A 19,059-nucleotide genomic window follows, 5' to 3' on the forward strand; every position below is an offset into this window, starting at 1 on the left:
CTCCTCACAGGCCAAGGATCATCTTGGCGATGATGTTCTTCTGGATTTCGTTGGAACCGCCATAGATCGACAGCTTGCGGCGGTTGAAGTAATGCGGCGCCGCCGAGGCGGCCTCGACCGATCCTGCCGGTTCGCCGTCCCAACCGGCGTCCATCGCGTCCGGCAGGAAGGGCAGGGCGTAGGGACCGACGGCGCGGCGCATCAGGTCAGTGATGGCCTGCCGGATTTCGCTACCGCGAATCTTCAGGATGGAGCTTTCGGCACCGGGAACCCCGCCGCCCTGAACCGAGGCGACGACGCGCAGGTTGGTCATTTCCAACGCGATCAGGTCGATCTCGACCTCGGCGATCTGGCGGGCGAAGACGCGATCCTCGGTCAGCGGACGGCCGTTGGACATCTGGCGCGACGCCACGTTCTTCAGATGGCGCAGGGCCGCCTTGGCCATGCCGACGCCGGCGATGCCGGTGCGCTCGTAGGTCAGCAGATACTTGGCGCAGGTCCAGCCCTTGTTCTCGACGCCGACGAGGTTCGCGACCGGCACGCGCACGTCGTCGAAGAAGACCTCGTTGACCTCATGCTCGCCGTCCAGCGTGATGATCGGGCGGACGGTGACGCCGGGGGTCTTCATGTCGATCAGCAGGAAGGAGATACCCTCCTGCGGCCTGGCCGCCGGGTCGGTGCGGACCAGACAGAAGATCCAGTCGGCGTGCTGGCCCAGCGTGGTCCAGGTCTTCTGGCCGTTGACCACGTAATGGTCGCCGTCGCGAACCGCGCGGGTCTTGACCGAGGCCAGATCGGAACCGGCTCCCGGCTCCGAATAGCCCTGGCACCACCAGTCGGTGACGTCGAGGATGCGCGGCAGGTAGTGGCGCTTCTGCTCCTCGGTGCCGAACTTGATGATGACGGGTGCCACCATGCTGACGCCGAAGGGGATGATCTGCGGCGCGCCGGCGGCGGCGCATTCGTCCTCGAAGATGTGGCGCTGGATGGCGTCCCAGCCGGTGCCGCCATGCTGGGTCGGCCAATGAATGGCGAGCCAGCCGCGCTCGGACAAAGCGCGCTGCCAGCGGACGTGATCCTCGCGGCTCAGGCGCTTGCCTTCCAGCCCCTTGGCCGCGATGTCGGCGGGAAGCGTATCGGCGAGGAATTGGCGAACCTCGTCGCGGAACGTCCGTTCCTTGGCGGTGTAGGTGATGTCCATGAACCGGCCCCCCTCAGGCGACTTCGAACAGGCCGGCGGCGCCCATGCCGCCGCCGATGCACATGGTGACGACGACGTGTCTGGCCTTGCGGCGCTTGCCCTCGATCAGCGCGTGGCCGGTCAGGCGCGAGCCGGTGACGCCGTAGGGATGGCCGATGGAGATCGACCCGCCATTGACGTTCAGCCGCTCCATCGGGATGCCCAGCGTGTCGCGGCAGTGGAGAACCTGCGAGGCGAAGGCCTCGTTCAGCTCCCACAGATCGATGTCGTCGATGGTCAGGCCGTGGCGCTCCAGCAGGCGCGGTATGGCGAAGACCGGGCCGATGCCCATCTCATCCGGCTCGCAGCCGGCGACCGCCAGTCCACGGAAGATGCCGAGCGGCTGAAGCCCGCGCTTTTCGGCCAGCTTGGCGTCCATCACCACGCAGACCGACGCGCCGTCCGACAATTGGCTGGCGTTTCCGGCGGTGATGAACTGGTCGGGGCCGCGCACCGGCTCCAGCTTGGCGAGGCCGGCAAGTGTGGTGTCGGGGCGGTTGCACTCGTCCCGTGTCAGGGTGACAGCTTCCTCGCGGGTTTCGCCGGTGGCCTTGTCCTGCACCAGCTTGACGGTGGCGAGCGGCACGATCTCGGCGTCGAGCAGTCCCTCGGCCTGGGCGTTGGCGGTCCTCTGTTGGCTGATGAGCGCGTATTCGTCCTGCGCGTCGCGGCTGATGCCGTAGCGCTTGGCGACGATGTCGGCAGTCTCGATCATCGACAGATAGACCTCGGGCTTGTGCTCCTTCAGCCAGGGGTTGATGCCCAGATGTTTGTTGAAATCGTTCTGGATCAGGCTGATCGATTCCAGCCCGCCCGCGACCATCACCGGTACCTTGTCGACGATGATGCGCTGGGCCGCCATGGCGATCGCCTGGAGGCCGGAGCTGCAAAAGCGGTTGATGCTGGTGCCGGACGTGGTGACGGGCAGCCCGCCGCGCAGGGCGCAGAGCCGCGCCATGTTCTTGCCCTGCGGCCCTTCGTGGAAGGTTGCGCCGAGGATGACGTCCTCGACCTCCGCCGGATCGATCCCGGCGCGCTGGATGGCGTGGCGGATGACATGGCCGCCCAGATCGACGCTGTGCGTGTTGTTGAAGGCGCCGCGAAAGGACTTGGCGAGCGGCGTGCGCGCGGTGGAGACGATGACAGCTTCGGTCATGGAATTGTATGCTCCGGGGAGGAAATCTGATGCGGAGTTCGGCTGAGCCTCAGAGGTCGGCGAACCGCTTGCCTTCGGCGACGAGGCGTTCGAGCAGCGGCGATGGTTCCCACTGCGCCCCGCCCAGCGTGGCGTGGAAGCGCTTGACCCCGTCCAGCACGGTGGCCAGCCCGATCTGGTCGGCCCAGAACATCGGACCGCCCCGGAAAGCCGGGAAGCCGTAGCCATGGATCCAGATGATGTCGATGTCGAGCGACCGCACGGCGATTCCTTCCTCCAGGATCTTGGCGCCCTCGTTGACCATGACGTAGAGGCAGCGCTCCAGAATCTCCTGGTCGGAGATGTCGCGGGGCGTGACGCCCTGTTCGGCGCGCTGGGCGGCGATCAGCGCTTCGACCTCGGGGTCGGGCAGGGGCGTGCGGTTGCCCGGCTCGTAACGGTAGATGCCGGCGCCGGTCTTCTGACCGAAGCGGCCCTGCTCGGCCAGACGGTCCACCCAGTTGCGCGCCGGAGCGTCGGGATCGCCGGCCTTGCGGCGTTCCTCGCGGATGCGCCAGCCCACGTCGATTCCGGCGAGATCGCCCATGGCGAACTGGCCCATCGGGAAGCCGAAATCGGTGATGACCGTGTCGACCTGCTGCGGTGAGGCGCCGTCATCGACGAGCGCGATGGCCTCGCGGCCACGCTGGTGCAGCATGCGATTGCCGACGAAGCCGTAGCAGACGCCGACCAGCACCGCGACCTTGCCGATGCGGCGGCCGATGTCCTGGACGGTGGCGAGCACGTCGTCGGCGGTCTTTTCGCCGCGCACATTCTCCAGCAGGCGCATCACGTTGGCTGGGCTGAAGAAATGCATGCCGACCACGTCCTGCGGACGCTTGGTGGCGGTGGCGATCTCGTCGATGTCCAGTGTCGAGGTGTTGGTGGCGAGGATCGCGCCCGGCTTGCACACCTCGTCCAGCGTCGCGAAGATTTCCTTCTTGATCGCCATGTTCTCGAACACCGCCTCGATCACCAGATCGACGTCGCCGAGATCAGCGTAAGCCAGCGTCGGACGGATCAGGCCCATCCGGGTTTCCACCTGCTCGGCGGTCAGCTTGCCCTTCTTGGCGGTGGCCTCGTAGTTGCGGCGGATGGCGGCGACGCCGTTGGTCAGCGCGTCCTCCTTGGCTTCCAGCAGACGGACCGGGATGCCGGCGTTGGCGAAGCACATGGCGATGCCGCCGCCCATGGTGCCGGCACCGATGATGGCGACGCTGGCTATGTTGCGAATCGGCGTGCCGGCGGGAAGGCCGGGGACCTTGGCGACGTCGCGCTCAGAGAAGAAGGCGTGGATCAGCCCACGGCGCTGTGGCGAGTCCATGCAGGACAGGAACAGCTCGCGCTCGCGCTTCATGCCGTCGGCGAAGGGCAGGGTGACGGCGGCCTCCACCGCATCGACGCAGCGGTGCGGCGCGAACAGGTGGCGGGCGCGCTTGGACAGACCAGCGCGGTAGGCGGCGAACAGCGCCGGGTCGGTGCCGACGATGCGGTCGTCGCGCCCGCTCACCGGGCGGATCGGCAGGGACTCGTCGCGAACGCGCTGGGCGAAGCGCAGACCGGCGTCCAGCGCCGAAACGCCGTCATCCACCGCGTCGAGGATCCCCAGCTCCAGACCGGCCGCCGCCGACACCGGCTCGCCGCCGGTGATGAGGTCCAGCGCCTTTTCGGCGCCGATCAGGCGGGGCAGGCGCTGGGTGCCGCCGGAGCCGGGCAGCAGGCCGAGCTTCACCTCGGGCAGACCAAGCTTCGCGCCGCGCAGGGCCACGCGGAAATGGCAGGCCAGAGCGACCTCCAGCCCGCCGCCCAGCGCCGTGCCATGGATGGCGGCGATCAGCGGCTTGGTGCTCGATTCCAGGCAGGCGATCACGTCGGGCAGGACCGGCGGCTGGGACGGCTTGCCGAACTCGCGGATGTCGGCGCCGGCCATGAAGGTGCGACCGGCGGCGGTCACCACCAGGACATCGACCTCGTCATCCGCCAGACCGGCGTCAAGCGCCGCGACCAAACCCTTGCGGACCTCGTGGCCCAGCGCGTTGACGGGGGGATAGTCCACGGTGATGACGCCGGTGCGTCCCGTCCGCGCGTACTGAACGACGTTGCTCATTCTTGTTCTCCGATGATGGTCCGCGCCGCACCGGTGGGATGGAGGGGAAGACGGTCACGCCATCCTTGCCCCTGGGATCCCGCCCCGGCGTCTCCCGTTCTGTCGCGGTCGCGTCGAGCGATGGAGCACTGTAGCAGAAGCTTTTGCGGAATCAAGTTCTGCGGAATTGTATCTCGTCAAGCGGAATTATCAATGGAAACTTTATTTAACTTATTGATATAAAATGAAATTTTCTACGAACCCCGCGATCCATCGGGTGGTTTCGACAAGGGTCTTTCCTTGCGGCGGAAATTTATTTCTCAGATTGTATAGAATGCGGATGTTTGCTCTTGACCGCTCCGCCGCCCTCACCCTAATTTCGCGGAAATAAATTCCACAAAAAGCGGCCATGCCTTTCGGCAGGGGCGTCGGGGGAGGACAACGGCATCGGCCGCCCGTGCGGCCGCTGCCTGAAAACCACGGCGGGGCTGGTTCCGGCGATGCCGGAGCCGATGGCTGTTCGTCGTCTTCTCCAATCCCTTCTCGATCACGATCGTCCCGCCGCCATCGGCGGGACGGGCTGCGCTTGCATGCGACCGTTTGGCTGGCGAGGATTTCCAAGGAGGTTTGTGGTGAGGATCAACAAACGCTTTTCCGCTGCCAAGCGGTCCGGTGGAGGCTGGTCCGTGGTCGGTCTTCTGTGCGGATCGGCGCTGGGTGTGCTGGGGACGCTGGCCGCTCCCGGCACCGCGCGCGCCGAATCCTTCGAGATCGGCGACGGCTGGGAGGTGAAGACCTTGCTCGACCTGTCGGTCGGCGCCGCGATGCGCACGCGCAACCCCGATTCGTCGCTGATTTCGCGCGGCAACGGCGGTGTCGGTGACGGCACCACCACCGATGACGGCAACAAGAACTACAAGGCGGGGGATCTCTACTCCGGCATCGGCAAGGCGCTGGGCGAAGTCGAGCTTTCCAAGAATGGCATCGGCGTCTTCGCGCGCGGCAAGGCGTGGTACGACGCGGTGACCGAGCGCAAGGGCGTGCCGTTCGGCAGCTCGGCCAACGGCTATGTCGCCGGTGCCCGGCTGAACGACGACGACTTCTACTCGCTGTCGAAGTTCAAGGGCGTGGAACTGCTCGACGCCTACGCCTTCGGCGGATTCGACCTCGGCACCGACACCAACGTCGCGGTCAAGGCCGGCAACCACGTGGTGAACTGGGGCGAGAGCCTGTTCGTCTCCGGCATCAACCAGTACAACATCATCGACGCCAGCGCCGCGCGGCGTCCGGGCGCGCAGATCAAGGAAATCCTGCTGCCGCTTCCGCAGGTGTCGGCGAACATCGGCTTCGGCGGCGGTTTCAGCGCCGAGGCGTTCTACCAGTTCGCCTGGAAGTCCTCGGTCTTCGAAGGCTGCGGCACCTATTGGGGGCCGAGCGACACCCTGAACTGCTCCGACCTCGGCGCCAACCTGACCTCGGCGCCCTACGGCGACCGTGCGGGATACTACGGCATTCCGCAATTGGGCGGCCTGAACAACCGGATGTCCAACGCCGGCAAGGACGAGGCGCGCAACAGCGGGCAGTTCGGCGCGGCGCTGCGCTATTTCAGCTCCGATCTCGGCACGGATTTCGGCGCCTATTACGCCCAGTACCATCAGCGCAACCCGATCTTCAGCCTGGTCAAGAGTCCGACCACGATCGCCCGCTCGCTCTACGGCGTGCCCGGCCGCTACTCGCAGTATTTCGAGGATTTCTCGGCCGAGGACATCAAGGTGGTCGGCCTCAGCGCCTCCACAGCGATCGCCGGCTGGAGCGTGGGCGGTGAAATCAGCCGCGCCTTCGGCGTTCCGGCGCAGATCAACACCAGCGATCTGGTCAGCGGCCTGGTCAGCGGCGTCGGCCCGATGGCTCATCTCGCCCGCCTGCCGAACGGCAGCGTCATTCGCGGCTACGACCGCAAGGACAAGACGCAGATCCAGCTTTCCACGATCAAGTCCTTCCCCAACGTCGCCGGCGCCGATTCGCTGAGCTTCCTGGGTGAAGTGGCCTTCCAGCACTGGAGCGGCATCGGCGATCCCAACAGCTCGACCCGCTACGGCCGTTCGCCGCTGTACAGCCGCGCGGCAACCAACACCTCGCCCTGCGGCACCTCGGTCGCCGATTACTGCGCGGCGGAGGGGTACGCCACCAGCAACTCGTGGGGCCTGCGCACCCAGTTCGCCCTGAACTACACCGACGTGTTCGCCGGGGTGAATCTGGTCCCGCGCCTGTCCATCGCCTGGGATGTCAGCGGCTATTCGCCGGACGGCACCTTCATCCAGGACCGGGTGAATGTCGGCTTCGGTGTCCGCGCCAACCTGCTCCAGCAATACTACGCCGATATCAACTACAGCGTGTACAATCATAAGGCGAAGTATGACGCGCAGCGCGACCGCGACTTCGTTTCCCTGGTCGTCGGCATGACGTTCTGATGAGGAAAGCTTCCATGCGACCCAACGCACGCCTCATGGCGCTCGGCGCCGTTTCCGCCATCGCCCTTCTGGCCGGTCCGGCTCAGGCCGAGCTGTCCGCTCAGGATGCCGCCCGGCTCGGCAAGGATCTGACCCCGGTCGGGGCCGAAGCCGCCGGCAACAAGGACGGGTCGATCCCCGCCTGGACCGGTGGCCTGCCCCCCACTCCGGCCGGTCAGGATCCCGGCAACCCCTACGCCGGGGACAAGCCGCTCTACACCGTCACCGCCGCCAACTTTGCCCAATACAAGGACAAGCTGGCCCCCGGCCAGATCGCGATGTTGCAGCGCTACCCGACCTACAGGATGAACGTCTACCCGACGCGCCGGTCGGCGGGGCTGCCTGCCTCGGAATACGAGATCGTCAAGCGCGAGGGCATGGTCGCCCAGCTCGCCGACGGCGGCAACGGCGTCCTGAACGTCGATCTCGGCAGCGTGCCGTTCCCGGTTCCCAAGACCGGCGTCGAGCCGATCTGGAACCACATGATGCGCTATCGCGGCGGCACCTTCATCCGCTACGGCACCGAGTTCCCGGTTCACACCAACGGCAGCTTCACCCCGGTCCGCCGCACGGAATGGTACGCGCGGTCCAGCGCGCTCGGCAGCCCCGAGCCGAACCGCATGTCCTACTACAAGAACATCGTCACCGCGCCGTCGAGCATTGCCGGCGAGGCCATCCTGACCCATGATCCGCTGGATCAGGTGAAGGAGGCCCGTCTCGCCTGGACCTACAACCCCGGCCAGCGCCGCGTGCTGCGTGCGCCGTCGGTGTCCTACGACAGCCCCGGCACCGGCACCGACGGCCTGCGGACGATGGACGATTACGACGGCTTCAACGGCGCGCCCGACCGCTTCGACTGGAAGCTGGTCGGCAAGAAGGAAATGATCATCCCCTACAACAACTTCCGCCTCGGGGACCGGGCGCTGAAGTACAAGGACATCATCAAGGAAGGCCACATCGACCAGGAACTGGTCCGTTACGAACTGCACCGCGTCTGGGTGGTGCAGGCCACGGTCAAGTCCGGCGTCCGCCATCTCTACTCCAAACGCGACTTCTACATCGACGAGGACAGCTGGTCGATCGCCCACAAGGACCAGTATGACGGGCGCGGCGAGCTGTGGCGGATCCACGAGCTGTTCCTCCGGCCCGAACCGGCGGAGCAGATCATGCACTACGCCGGCAACGCCATGTACGACCTCCAGGCCCGCCGCTACATCGTTCACAGCATGAACAATGAGGAAAAGCCGGCCAAATACGGCCTGAAGTACGAGTTGAGCCAGTTCTCGCCGGACTCGCTCCGCCGCATCGGCAACTGACGCGGGACGGAGAACGCTCATGACCGCGCGATGGACGCTGCCGCCGGCACGCCTGCCGCTTGGCCGGCGTGCCGTTCTGGCGGGGCTTGCCGCCTTGCCGGGGCTGGCGCTGGCCGGCCCGGCAACGGCCCGCGACCTGCTCGACATTCCCGCCTTCCGCACGCCCAAGGCGGTGTCGGCCTTGCTGCTCGGCGTCGCCGTCGCCGGGCCGCGGCTGGTCGCCGTGGGGGACCGCGGCGTCGTCATCCATTCCGACGACGAGGGCGGGACATGGCGGCAGGCCGCCGTCCCGGTGTCGGTCACGCTGACCGCCGTGCATTTTCCCATGCCCAGCCATGGCTGGGCGGTGGGGCATGACGGGGTGATCCTGCGCAGCGCCGACGGCGGGACCAGTTGGGTCCGGCAATTCGACGGCAACATGGCGAACGCCTTGGTCGCCGCCGACGTGGCCGGCGCCTCGGAAGCGGCGGTCGAAGATGCGGCGGCGGCAGCCGAGTTCGGGCCGTCGCGCCCGCTGCTCGATGTCTGGTTCCGCAACGCGGAGGAGGGAATCGTGGTCGGATCGTACGGCCAGATCTTCCGTACCCGCGACGGCGGGTCGAGCTGGGCGTCGCTCGGCCCCCGGATGGACAACCCGGACGGGCTGCATTTCAACGCCATCGCCGCCACGCCGTCCGGCGCGCTGCTGATCGCCGGGGAGGGTGGGCGGCTCCACCGCTCCGTCGATGGCGGCGACCGCTGGGAGGCGCTGGAGATCGGCGCGGCGACCAACCTCTACGGCGCGCGCGCCCTGGCGAACGATACGGTGCTGGTCGCCCATGGCTTCGGCGGAAAGATCTTCCGGCGCGAGGCCGATGGTCCCTGGCAGCCGGTCGATTCGCCAACGGTCCGCACGCTGATCGGCTCGGCGCTGCGCGAGGACGAACTGGTTCTGGTGGACGCGGCGGGCGGCTGCATCGTCAGCGCCGACGGGGGCCGCAGCTTCCGCAGCCTGCGTCCGGGCGGTGCCGCGCCGGTGACCGACGTCGCGCTGACCGGCAGCGGCCGGTTGGTCCAGGTCGGTCTCGGCGGCGCCCGCGTCACGCCCCTGGCCGTCTAACCGGGATCGGAATTCCATGAAAAAGCAACAGCGGACTCCCGGCCAAGCCTCTCCCCGTCCGGCCAGGGACGTCGATCTCGATCATCACGAAAAGGTGCGGTCGGTCGAAGCCGTCGCCGAGCGCTGGCTGTTCGGCCACCGCATCCCCGTGCTGATCGCCTTCCTGCTGGTGTCGGTCTTCCTGGCCTTCCACGCCGCGCAACTGCGCCCGATGGCCAGCTTCGAAAAGATGATCCCGGCGCGGCACCCCTACATCGCCAATTACCTCGCCTACGAATCGCAACTGCGCCCGCTGAACAATCTGGTGCGCATCGCGGTGGAGAACACCAAGGGCGACATCTACGACCCGGCCTTTCTGGAAACCTTGAAGGCGGTAACCGACGAGGTCTTCTACATTTCCGGCGTCGATCGCGGAAACCTTCAGTCGCTGTGGACCTCCAACGTGCGCTGGACCGAGGTGACGGAAGACGGCATGCGCAGCGGGTCCATCATCCCACAGGGCTTCGACGGATCGGCGGAATCGCTGGTCGAGGTCCGGCGCAACGTCGTCCGCTCGAATCGCATCGGCAGCCTCGTCGCGTCGGATCACAAATCGGCCGCCGTGCTCGCCCCGCTGCTGGAGGTCGATCCCCAGACCGGCGAGACGCTCGATTACGCGCAGCTCGCGCGGCGCTTGGAAACGCTGGTCCGCGACCGCCACCAAAGCGACGGCATCCACATCCACATCACCGGCTTCGCCAAGATCGTCGGCGACCTGATCGACGGCATCGTCGCCATCGCCGCCTTCTTCGCGCTGACCGTCGCGCTGACAGCGGCGCTGCTCTATTGGTATTCACGCTGCTGGCGCGGCACGCTGTCGACGCTGTTCTGCTGCGGTCTGGCGGTGGTCTGGCAGCTCGGCATCCTCGACCTGCTGGGATTGGGGCTGGATCCCTATTCGGTGCTGGTGCCGTTCCTGACCTTCGCCATTGGCGTCAGCCACGCGGTGCAGAACATCAACACCATGGCGGCCGAGCGCGTCGCCGGTCGGTCGGTGTTCGACGCCGCGCGCGCCACCTTCCGGCTGCTGTTCGTTCCCGGCACCATCGCGCTGGTCTGCGACGCGGTGGGCTTTTCGACCCTGATGGTCATCGACATCGGCGTCATCCGCGAGCTGGCGATGAACGCCAGCATCGGCGTGGCGGTGATCGTCGTGACCAAGATGTTCCTGCTGCCGGTCATCATGTCCTACGCCGGGACCAGCCCGAACGCGCTGGCGCATCACCGGCGCCGCATGCTGCCCGAGAATCAGACGCTGAGCCGAGTCCTCGCCCGCTTCGCCGAGCCGCGCTGGGCGGCGGGCGCGGTGGCCTGCGCGCTGGCGCTGCTGGGCGCGGCTTATGTGGGAAGCCGCGACCTGAAGATTGGCGATCTCGATCCGGGAGCGCCGGAACTGCGGGCGGATTCCCGCTACAACCGCGACGTCCAGTTCTTCCTGTCCCATTACGCGACCAGTCCGGACGTCTTCGCGGTGATCGTCCGTACGCCGCCCGGCGAATGCGGCTCCTACCCGGTCGCCGCCAAGGTGGACCAGTTGCAATGGCGGTTGGAGGCGGTCGAGGGGGTGGAATCCTCCAGTTCGCTGTTCGGGCCGATGAAGCGGATCATCGCCGGAACCAACGGCGGCGACCTGCGCTGGGCGACGATCACCCGCAACCGCTACATCTCCAACGCCGCGCACAAATACGTGCCGCCGGAATTCTCCAACGGCGATTGCTCGATGCTGCCGGTTCTGCTGTTCCTGGCCGACCACAAGGCGGAAACCCTGGCCCGCGTCGTCGCGGCGGTCGAAGCCTTCGCGGCGGAAAACAACAGCGACGGCGTGGATTTCCTGCTCGCCGCCGGCAACGCCGGGATTGAGGCCGCGACCAACACCGTGATCAGCCAAGCGGAAAAGCTGATGCTGGCGCTGGTCTACGGCATCGTGGCGCTGCTGGTCCTGTGGGAGTTCAAGTCCTGGCGGGTGACGCTGGCGATCATGCTGCCGCTCTTCATCACCTCGATGCTGTGCGAGGCGATCATGGCCCAGCTCGGCATCGGCGTGAAGGTGGCGACCCTGCCGGTGGTGGCGCTGGGCGTCGGCATCGGCGTCGATTACGGCATCTACATCTACAACCGGCTCGAACAGTATCTCGAACAAGGGTTGAGCCTGCGCGACGCCTATCAGGAAACGCTGAAGACCACCGGTTCCGCCGTGGCGCTGACCGGCGTCACGCTGGCGCTGGGGGTCGCGACCTGGACCGTCTCCACCATCAAGTTCCAGGCGGACATGGGGCTGCTGCTGACCTTCATGTTCCTATGGAACATGATCGGCGCCATCGTGATGATCCCGGCGCTGATCTCGCTGCTGATGCCCCATCTGCGGCAACCCTCTGCCGCGGCCGCTTCGCCCGGCCCCCGCATTCCCCAGATCGGATAAGCACTATGACCGACATTTTCGACGTGGTCGTCGTCGGCGCCGGCCCGGCCGGTTGCGCCCTGGCGTCTCGGTTGGCGGACGCCCGCCCCGACCTTGCCGTCGCCCTGCTGGAAACCGGTCCCGGAAGCCATCCGGCGGTCGTCCATGCTCCCTTCGGCATCGCCGCGACCGTTCCGCGCGGGTCGGAGCGCAACTTCGCCTTCAAGACGGTTCCACAGGCCGAACTGAACGGGCGTAAGGGCTACCAGCCGCGCGGGCGCGGGGTGGGCGGCAGCAGCCTGATCAACGCCATGGTCTACATCCGCGGCCAGCCCGAGGATTACGACGGCTGGGCGGCGGCCGGCTGCGACGGCTGGGGCTGGGCGGATGTGCTGCCTTACTTCAAGCGGTCCGAGAACAACGAACGCGGCGGCGACGCCCTGCATGGGGCGGACGGTCCGCTGCACGTCGCCGATCCGCGCGACCCCAGCCCGTTTTCCCGGCTGTTCCTCCAGGCGGCGGAAGAAGCCGGTTTCCCGCTCAACCCCGACTTCAACGGGCCGGTGCAGGAGGGCGTCGGGCTGTATCAGGTCTTTCAGAAGAACGGCGAGCGCTGGAACGCCTCACGGGCCTATCTGGAGGGCCGGACGCGCCCCAACCTGACGGTGCTGGCCGAGTGTCCGGCGTTGCGCGTGGTCGTCGAGGCGGGGCGGGCGACCGGGGTCGTCGTGACCGGCCCGTCCGGCGACCGGCTGATCGGCGCCCGGAAGGAGGTGGTGCTGTCGGCGGGCGCCTTCGGTTCGCCGCAACTGCTGATGTGCTCGGGCATCGGCCCGGCGGAGCATCTGCGCGGTCAGGGGATCGAGGTGATCCACGACGCGCCGGAGGTCGGCGGCAATCTTCAGGACCATCTCGACTACACGGTGGCCCGGCTGTCCCCCTCACGCGACCTGATCGGCGTGACGCCCGGCTTCGCCCTCCAGTTCTTCGGCGCCATCCAGCGCTACAAGAAGGAACGGCGCGGGCTGATGACCAGCAACATCTCCGAGGCGGGCGGATTCCTGAAGAGCCGCCCGGATCTCGACCGGCCGGACCTGCAACTGCATTTTTGCATCAGCCTGGTGGATGATCACGGACGCAAGCGCCATTACAATCGGGGCTTCTCGGTGCATGTCTGCGGGCTGCGGCCGGAAAGCCGGGGGACGCTGCGGCTGGCCTCGGCGGACGCGCGGCAGGCTCCGCTGATCGATCCGTGCTTCCTCAGCGCGCCAGCCGACATGGACACGCTGCTGCGCGGCGTGCGGCTGGTCCACCGCATCCTCGCCGCGCCGACGCTCGGCAAGTTGTCGGCCAAGTCGCTCTACGACACCGGCGCGGCGGACGACGAGGCCTTACGGGCGCTGATCCGGTCGCGCGCCGACACGATCTATCACCCGGTCGGTACCTGCCGTATGGGTTCCGATGTCCAGTCGGTGGTGGACACGCGGCTGCGCGTGCGTGGCGTGGAGGGGTTGCGGGTGGCCGATGCGTCGATCATGCCGTCCCTCGTCAGCGGCAACACCCAGGCGCCCTCGGCGATGATCGGCGAAAGGGCCGCCGATATGATCGCCGCCGTGGGTTGACCTTCGGTTGCGGCGCCCTTCTTTTGCAGGGAAGGGCGCTGCATCACGAAAACCTCGTCAGGAATATTGCCCGCCAAAGGCGGCGACCTTGTTGGCCAGATCGACCAGACGCGGCCCCAGATCGTTCTCCAGCCGCTCCGGCGTCAGCACATAGGACGGGCCGCCGCAGTTGAAGGCGAGCGCCGGCAGATCGCCCTGCGGGGAACGGAACGGGACGGCGACCGAATTCACCTGCGGGTACCAGTCGCCGACGTTCATGCAGAAACCACGCGTACGGATCTCGTCGATGGCGCGGCGGATGCCGGCCTCGATCTGTGGCCAGCGCTCCTCGCCGGCGCGGGCGCGCAGCTTGGGCATCAGCGCCTCGCGCTCGTCGTCGCCGATGGCGGCCAGATAGGCGCGGCCCATGCCCGAGCGGGCCAGAGAGATCCGCGACCCGACGTTCAACTGCAACGACAGCATGCCGGCGCTACGGGCACAGCTGACGTAGATCATGCTGAGGTCGTCGCGCCCGCCGAGCGCTGCCAGCACCCCGTCCCCGGCGTGATCGGCCAACTCCTGGAGATAGGGCTGCGCCGTCTCGCGGATCTTCAGGCCGCCGAGGCAAGCGTAGCCGAGCCCCAACACCGGAACGCCCATGCGGTAGCGGCCGCTGTCCTCCATATAGACGAGATAGCCGAGCTTGCTGAGCGTGTAGGTCAGGCGCGACACGGTCGCCTTGGGCAGGCCGCTGCGCTGGGCCAGTTCCTGGTTGCCCAGCGCGTTGTCCCAGGGCTGAAAACAGCGCAGGATCTCCAGCCCACGAAAGAGCGCCACGACGAATTGGCGGTCGCCGGGAAAGGGATCGTCCCCGTCCAGCGTTTCGACGTCGCCCGCCGTGTAGTTCATTCTTTTCTTCAACGTCGAACTCCCAACGGATCCGCAAGGCATACGCGTGCTTTAGAACAACAGATCAGCCTGATCCACCGGAAAACACAGGGCCAGGGCGGCGAAAAAACAGAGACGGCCCTTTATCGTCAACCCAGTTCGAGCTTGGCGATGCTCTCCAGATGGACCTCGTCCGGACCGTCGGCCAGCCGCAGGGTGCGGACCTTGGCGTAGGCGGCGGCGAGAAAGCTGTCCTGTGACAAGCCGGCCGCGCCATGCGCCTGGATGGCGCGATCGATCACGTTGCAACCCATGGTCGGGGCCACAACCTTGATCATGGCGATCTCGCGGCGGGCAACCTTGTTGCCGACGGTGTCCATCATATGGGCAGCCTTCAGCGTCAGCAGGCGGGCCTGTTCGATCTCGATGCGCGACCGGGCGATGTCCTGGCGGATGGTTCCCATGTCGGCCAGCCGCTTGCCGAAGGCGACGCGGCTGCCGGCGCGGGCGACCATGGCTTCCAGCGCCCGCTCGGCCAGCCCGATGGTGCGCATGCAGTGGTGAATGCGCCCCGGCCCCAGGCGCCCTTGGGCGATCTCGAAGCCGCGCCCCTCGCCCAGCAGGATGCTGGCGGCGGGGACGCGGACGTTCTCGTAGGTGATCTCGGCGTGGCCATGCGGTGCGTGCTCGTAGCCGAAGACGCTGAGCGGGCGGACCACGGTGACGCCCGGCGCGTCCATTGGCACCAGGATCATGGATTGCTGGCGATGGCGCTTTTCGTCCGGGTTGGTCTTGCCCATGACGATGGCGAGCTTGCAGGCCGGGTTCATCGCCCCCGACGACCACCATTTGCGGCCATTGACGATGTAGCCGTCGCCGTCGCGTCGGATCGAGCACTCGATGTTGGTGGCGTCGGAGGAAGCCACGTCCGGCTCGGTCATCGAGAAGCAGGAGCGGATCTCGCCGGCCAGCAGCGGCTTCAGCCAGCGGTCCTTCTGTTCCTCGCTGGCGTAGCGGGCGAGAATCTCCATGTTGCCGGTGTCGGGGGCAGAGCAGTTGAAGATCTCCGCCGCCGCCGGGGATCGGCCCATGATCTCGCAGAGATGCGCGTAGTCGAGGTTGCTCAGCCCTGCCCCGAGATCGCTGTCCGGCAGGAACAGGTTCCACAGTCCGGCGGCTTTCGCCTTGGCCTTCAGGTCTTCCAGCAGGGGTGGGGTGCGCCAGCGATCGGCCCCCGACTCATGATCGTGAAAGTTCCGCTCGTTGGGGTAGACATGCTCGTTCATGAAACGGAGCAGGGATTGCCGCAGCTCTTCGGCGCGGGGCGAACACTCGTACATGCTTCCTCCTGGAACATCCGGGAGTGGGCAGGCTTTCTGCCGCCCCTCGGCCGGTCGGGATGTCGGTTTGACCGGAAGTGTGCCACGCGGCTGGCCTTCCGGTCAAACAATGCGGAAATATATTCTGCCTTGTAGAACAATGAGCGGTCAGCCGCCCACCGTCAGCACGATCTTTCCGGTGACTTGCCGATCACGCAGGGCGGTCAAGGCTTCCGCCGCCTGATCGAGCGGCAGTTGCCGGTCCAGACGGGGCCGCAGGGCGCCCGAGGCGTGCCATGCGAAGAGATCGTCGAAGTTGCGGCGCTCTTCCTCCGGCTCGTGGCGGCGGAAGGCGCCCCAGAAGACACCGACAATGTCCGCCCCCTTCAGAAGCGGCAGGTTGGCCGGAGCCTGCGGGATGCGCCCGCTGGCGAAGCCGATCACGAGCAGCCGGCCCTTCCAGGCGAGCGAACGCAGCGCCTCGTCGAACAGGTCGCCGCCGACCGGATCATAGACGACATCGACGCCGCGGCCTTCGGTCAACTCCTTCAGGCGGTTGCGGAGCTTTTCCTTGCTGAGATCGATCAGCGAATCGGCGCCGGCGGCCCGCGCGGCCTCCAGCTTTTCGGGACTGCTGGCGGCCGCGATGACCTTGGCGCCCATCACGCGGCCAAGCTCCACCGCCGCCAGCCCGACGCCGCCGCCGGCACCCAGCACCAACAGGGTTTCGCCCGCCGCCAACCGTCCACGCTGGCGCAACGCGTGCAGCGAGGTGCCGTAGGCCATGGCGAAACCAGCGGCGGTCGCGAAATCCAGGCTGTCGGGGATCGCCACGACACAGGCGGCCTCGGCCTCGACCCATTCTGCGAAGCCGCCATAGCCGAGCACGGCCAACACCCGGTCGCCCACCGCGAAGCCGCTCACGCCCTCGCCCACGGCATCGATGACGCCCGCGACTTCGGAGCCGGGGGAAAAGGGAGGGACAGGGCGAAGCTGGTATTTGCCTTCCACGATCAGCGTGTCGGGAAAGTTCACCCCGGCGGCGTGAACACGGATCCGCAGGTTGCCGGGGCCACAGCCGGGCATGGGGACCTCACGCATGGCCAGCATCTCGGGCGGGCCGAATTGTTCACACATCACAGCTTTCATGATCGGATCTTCTCGTTCTTGCCACTCGGTCAAATTATGCGGAACATAATTCCGCAAATCTCGGCGGACGATATGTGAGGCGGACCATGCGCGTCCATCGTCATCGGCAGGACCTGCGAATTTCCATTTGAAATGCCATGAAGGGCGAATTATGGTGCCCTCAATAAATGTGGAATTAAATTCCGCAACAAGGAGCAGGAAGGAGCGTCCATGCTTGACGCCTACCTCTATGCCGGACTCCGCACGCCGTTCGGCAGACACGCCGGGGGCTTGTCGCGCGTGCGGCCGGACGATCTGCTGGCTCAGGTCATCGCGGCTTTGGTGGAAACCACCGGCATCGATCCGGCGCGGATCGAAGATGTCGTCTGCGGCTGCACCAACCAGGCCGGCGAGGACGCGCGCAACGTCGCCCGCCACGCGGCGTTGCGGGCCGGGCTGCCGGTCGAGGTTGCGGGATTGACGGTGAACCGCCTGTGTGGCAGCGGTCTGGCGGCGCTGTTGGACACGGCCCGCGCCGCGCATTGCGGCCAGGGTGGGTTGTTCCTCGCCGCTGGCGTCGAGAGCATGAGCCGCGCGCCCTTCGTCCTGGCGAAGAGCGAAACCGCTTTCGGCCGCGACATGGCGATCTTCGATTCGACCATCGGCGCGCGCTTTCCCAACCCGTGGGTCGAGCGGCAATTCGGCGGTGACACCATGCCCCGGACCGCCGACACCGTGGGCCGCGAGTTGGGCATCGGCCGGGCCGAGAGCGACGCCTTCGCCGCCGCGTCCCAGGCGAAATACGCCGCGGCGAAAGCTGCGGGCTTCTTCGATGGCGAAATCCGCGTGGTCGAAACCTCCGTCAAGGGCAAGACCATCCTCGTCGCCGAGGATGAGCATCCGCGCCCGGCCAGCACGGCGGAGACGCTGGCGGCCCTGCGCCCGCTGGCGGAAGGTGGGGTGGTCACGGCGGGCAATGCCTCGGGCGTGAATGATGGGGCGGGGGCGTTGCTGGTCGGCACGCGGGTGGCAGGTGAAACCCTTGGGCTGGCGCCGCGCGGGCGCATCCGGTCGGGTGCCGTTGCCGGCGTCGAGCCACGCGTCATGGGGCTGGGGCCGGTCCCGGCCAGCCGCAAGGCACTGGAGCGGGCGGGATTGGGCCTCAAGGACATGGACGTCATCGAAATCAACGAGGCTTTCGCTACCCAAGCGCTCGGCTGCTGCAAGCTGCTGGACATCCCGTTCGACGATTCCCGCGTAAATCCCAACGGCGGTGCCATCGCCGTCGGCCATCCGCTGGGCGCCAGCGGCGTCCGCCTTGCCCTGACGGCGCTGCGCCAGTTGGAACGCACGAGCGGGCGCTTCGCCCTGGTCAGCATGTGCATCGGAGTCGGCCAAGGCATCGCGGCGGTCATCGAGCGCGTCGACGCCTGAAACTTCCCACCGTCTCAAAACGAGAGAGTTCCATCATGAAGATCCTCGTCCCCGTGAAGCGGGTGGTCGATTACAACGTCAAGATCCGCGTGAAGGCGGACGGCAGCGGCATCGAGACAGCCAACGTGAAGATGAGCATGAACCCTTTCGACGAGATCGCCGTCGAGGAGGCCGTCCGCCTCAAGGAAGCCGGCAAGGCGACCGAGATCGTCGCCGTGTCGGTTGGCCCGGTCCAGGCCCAGGAAACCCTGCGCACCGCGCTGGCCATGGGCGCCGACCGCGCCATCCTGGTGCAGACCGACGCCGAGATCGAGCCGCTGGCCGTGGCTAAGGTGCTCAAGGCCCTGGTCGGGAAGGAGGCCCCCGGCCTCGTCATTCTCGGCAAGCAGGCCATCGACGACGATTGCAACCAGACCGGCCAGATGCTCGCCGCCTTGCTGGGCTGGGGCCAAGGCACCTTCGCCTCGAAGGTGGTTCCCGGCGAGGGTTCGGTCGCGGTTACCCGTGAGATCGACGGCGGACTGGAGACGGTGGAACTGAAGCTCCCGGCGGTGGTCACCGCCGACCTGCGCCTGAACGAGCCGCGCTACGCCAGCCTGCCGAACATAATGAAAGCGAAGAAGAAGCCGCTGGAGACTGTCACCCCGGACAGCCTGGGCGTCGATGTCGCTCCGCGCCTGACGACGCTGAAAGTGGTGGAACCGGCCAAGCGCAAGGCCGGCGTCAAGCTGGCCGATGTGGCGGCCCTGGTGGACAAGCTGAAGAACGAAGCGCGGGTCATCTGATTCCTTGGCACCATCATGTCC

The 19,059-nt window shown here is 67.0% G+C and carries 13 protein-coding genes; 7 read left to right on the forward strand and 6 right to left on the reverse strand.

Going from position 1 to position 19,059, the window contains the following annotated elements; genetic code table 11:
• Positions 1-4: 4 nt before the first annotated feature.
• From JN22_RS33270 to JN22_RS33280, 3 genes are read right to left on the reverse strand one after another with little or no spacing between them, the layout of a single operon-like run.
• Entirely contained in the window at positions 5-1,201 is a 1,197-nt protein-coding gene (locus JN22_RS33270; protein WP_085558178.1) for an acyl-CoA dehydrogenase family protein, read from the reverse strand.
• Positions 1,202-1,214: 13 nt separating this feature from the next.
• Positions 1,215-2,396, reverse strand: a complete 1,182-nt coding sequence (locus JN22_RS33275; protein ID WP_085558179.1) for an acetyl-CoA C-acyltransferase — start codon at positions 2,394-2,396, stop codon at positions 1,215-1,217.
• A gap of 49 nt (positions 2,397-2,445) precedes the next feature.
• Positions 2,446-4,542 (reverse strand): 3-hydroxyacyl-CoA dehydrogenase NAD-binding domain-containing protein, encoded by a 2,097-nt coding sequence (locus tag JN22_RS33280; protein ID WP_085558180.1) that lies wholly within the window; start codon positions 4,540-4,542, stop codon positions 2,446-2,448.
• 665 nt (positions 4,543-5,207) lie between these two features.
• Between JN22_RS33280 and JN22_RS33285 the strand changes: the two genes are divergently transcribed.
• Genes JN22_RS33285 through JN22_RS33305 form a run of 5 tightly spaced genes read left to right on the forward strand, consistent with a single transcriptional unit; the run spans position 5,208 to position 13,505 of the window.
• Positions 5,208-6,992 carry a DUF1302 domain-containing protein gene (locus JN22_RS33285; RefSeq protein ID WP_211099746.1) on the forward strand — a complete coding sequence of 595 codons (1,785 nt, stop codon included), beginning with the start codon at positions 5,208-5,210 and terminating at the stop codon, positions 6,990-6,992.
• Positions 6,993-7,006: 14 nt separating this feature from the next.
• Complete coding sequence (locus tag JN22_RS33290; protein WP_085558182.1) at positions 7,007-8,347, forward strand: DUF1329 domain-containing protein; 1,341 nt, start codon at positions 7,007-7,009, stop codon at positions 8,345-8,347.
• A gap of 19 nt (positions 8,348-8,366) precedes the next feature.
• Positions 8,367-9,446 (forward strand): WD40/YVTN/BNR-like repeat-containing protein, encoded by a 1,080-nt coding sequence (locus tag JN22_RS33295; RefSeq protein ID WP_085558183.1) that lies wholly within the window; start codon positions 8,367-8,369, stop codon positions 9,444-9,446.
• 16 nt (positions 9,447-9,462) lie between these two features.
• A complete protein-coding gene (locus JN22_RS33300) occupies positions 9,463-11,904 on the forward strand; it encodes an efflux RND transporter permease subunit (protein ID WP_085558184.1) in 2,442 nt (813 codons plus the stop codon).
• A gap of 5 nt (positions 11,905-11,909) precedes the next feature.
• Complete coding sequence (locus JN22_RS33305) at positions 11,910-13,505, forward strand: GMC family oxidoreductase (protein ID WP_085558185.1); 1,596 nt, start codon at positions 11,910-11,912, stop codon at positions 13,503-13,505.
• Between the two features lie 57 nt (positions 13,506-13,562).
• On the opposite strand, the gene JN22_RS33310 is transcribed toward JN22_RS33305, so the two are convergent.
• The 3 genes from JN22_RS33310 to JN22_RS33320 all read right to left on the reverse strand — a co-directional run bounded on the left by JN22_RS33310 (position 13,563) and on the right by JN22_RS33320 (position 16,873).
• Entirely contained in the window at positions 13,563-14,393 is an 831-nt protein-coding gene (locus JN22_RS33310; protein ID WP_085558186.1) for an IclR family transcriptional regulator, read from the reverse strand.
• Between the two features lie 128 nt (positions 14,394-14,521).
• Positions 14,522-15,712 (reverse strand): acyl-CoA dehydrogenase family protein, encoded by a 1,191-nt coding sequence (locus JN22_RS33315; RefSeq protein WP_085558187.1) that lies wholly within the window; start codon positions 15,710-15,712, stop codon positions 14,522-14,524.
• Positions 15,713-15,859: 147 nt separating this feature from the next.
• On the reverse strand, positions 15,860-16,873 hold the full coding sequence (locus JN22_RS33320) for an NADPH:quinone oxidoreductase family protein (protein ID WP_317852945.1): 1,014 nt from the start codon (positions 16,871-16,873) through the stop codon (positions 15,860-15,862).
• 177 nt (positions 16,874-17,050) lie between these two features.
• On the opposite strand from JN22_RS33320, the gene JN22_RS33325 reads away from it, so the two are divergent.
• Together JN22_RS33325 and JN22_RS33330 are read left to right on the forward strand one after the other, a co-directional pair.
• Positions 17,051-18,253, forward strand: a complete 1,203-nt coding sequence (locus JN22_RS33325; protein WP_085558189.1) for a 3-oxoadipyl-CoA thiolase — start codon at positions 17,051-17,053, stop codon at positions 18,251-18,253.
• A gap of 35 nt (positions 18,254-18,288) precedes the next feature.
• Positions 18,289-19,038 carry an electron transfer flavoprotein subunit beta/FixA family protein gene (locus tag JN22_RS33330; protein WP_085558190.1) on the forward strand — a complete coding sequence of 250 codons (750 nt, stop codon included), beginning with the start codon at positions 18,289-18,291 and terminating at the stop codon, positions 19,036-19,038.
• The last annotated feature ends 21 nt before the right edge of the window (positions 19,039-19,059 follow it).

This window comes from Azospirillum agricola (assembly GCF_020005195.1).
GTDB lineage: Bacteria > Pseudomonadota > Alphaproteobacteria > Azospirillales > Azospirillaceae > Azospirillum > Azospirillum agricola.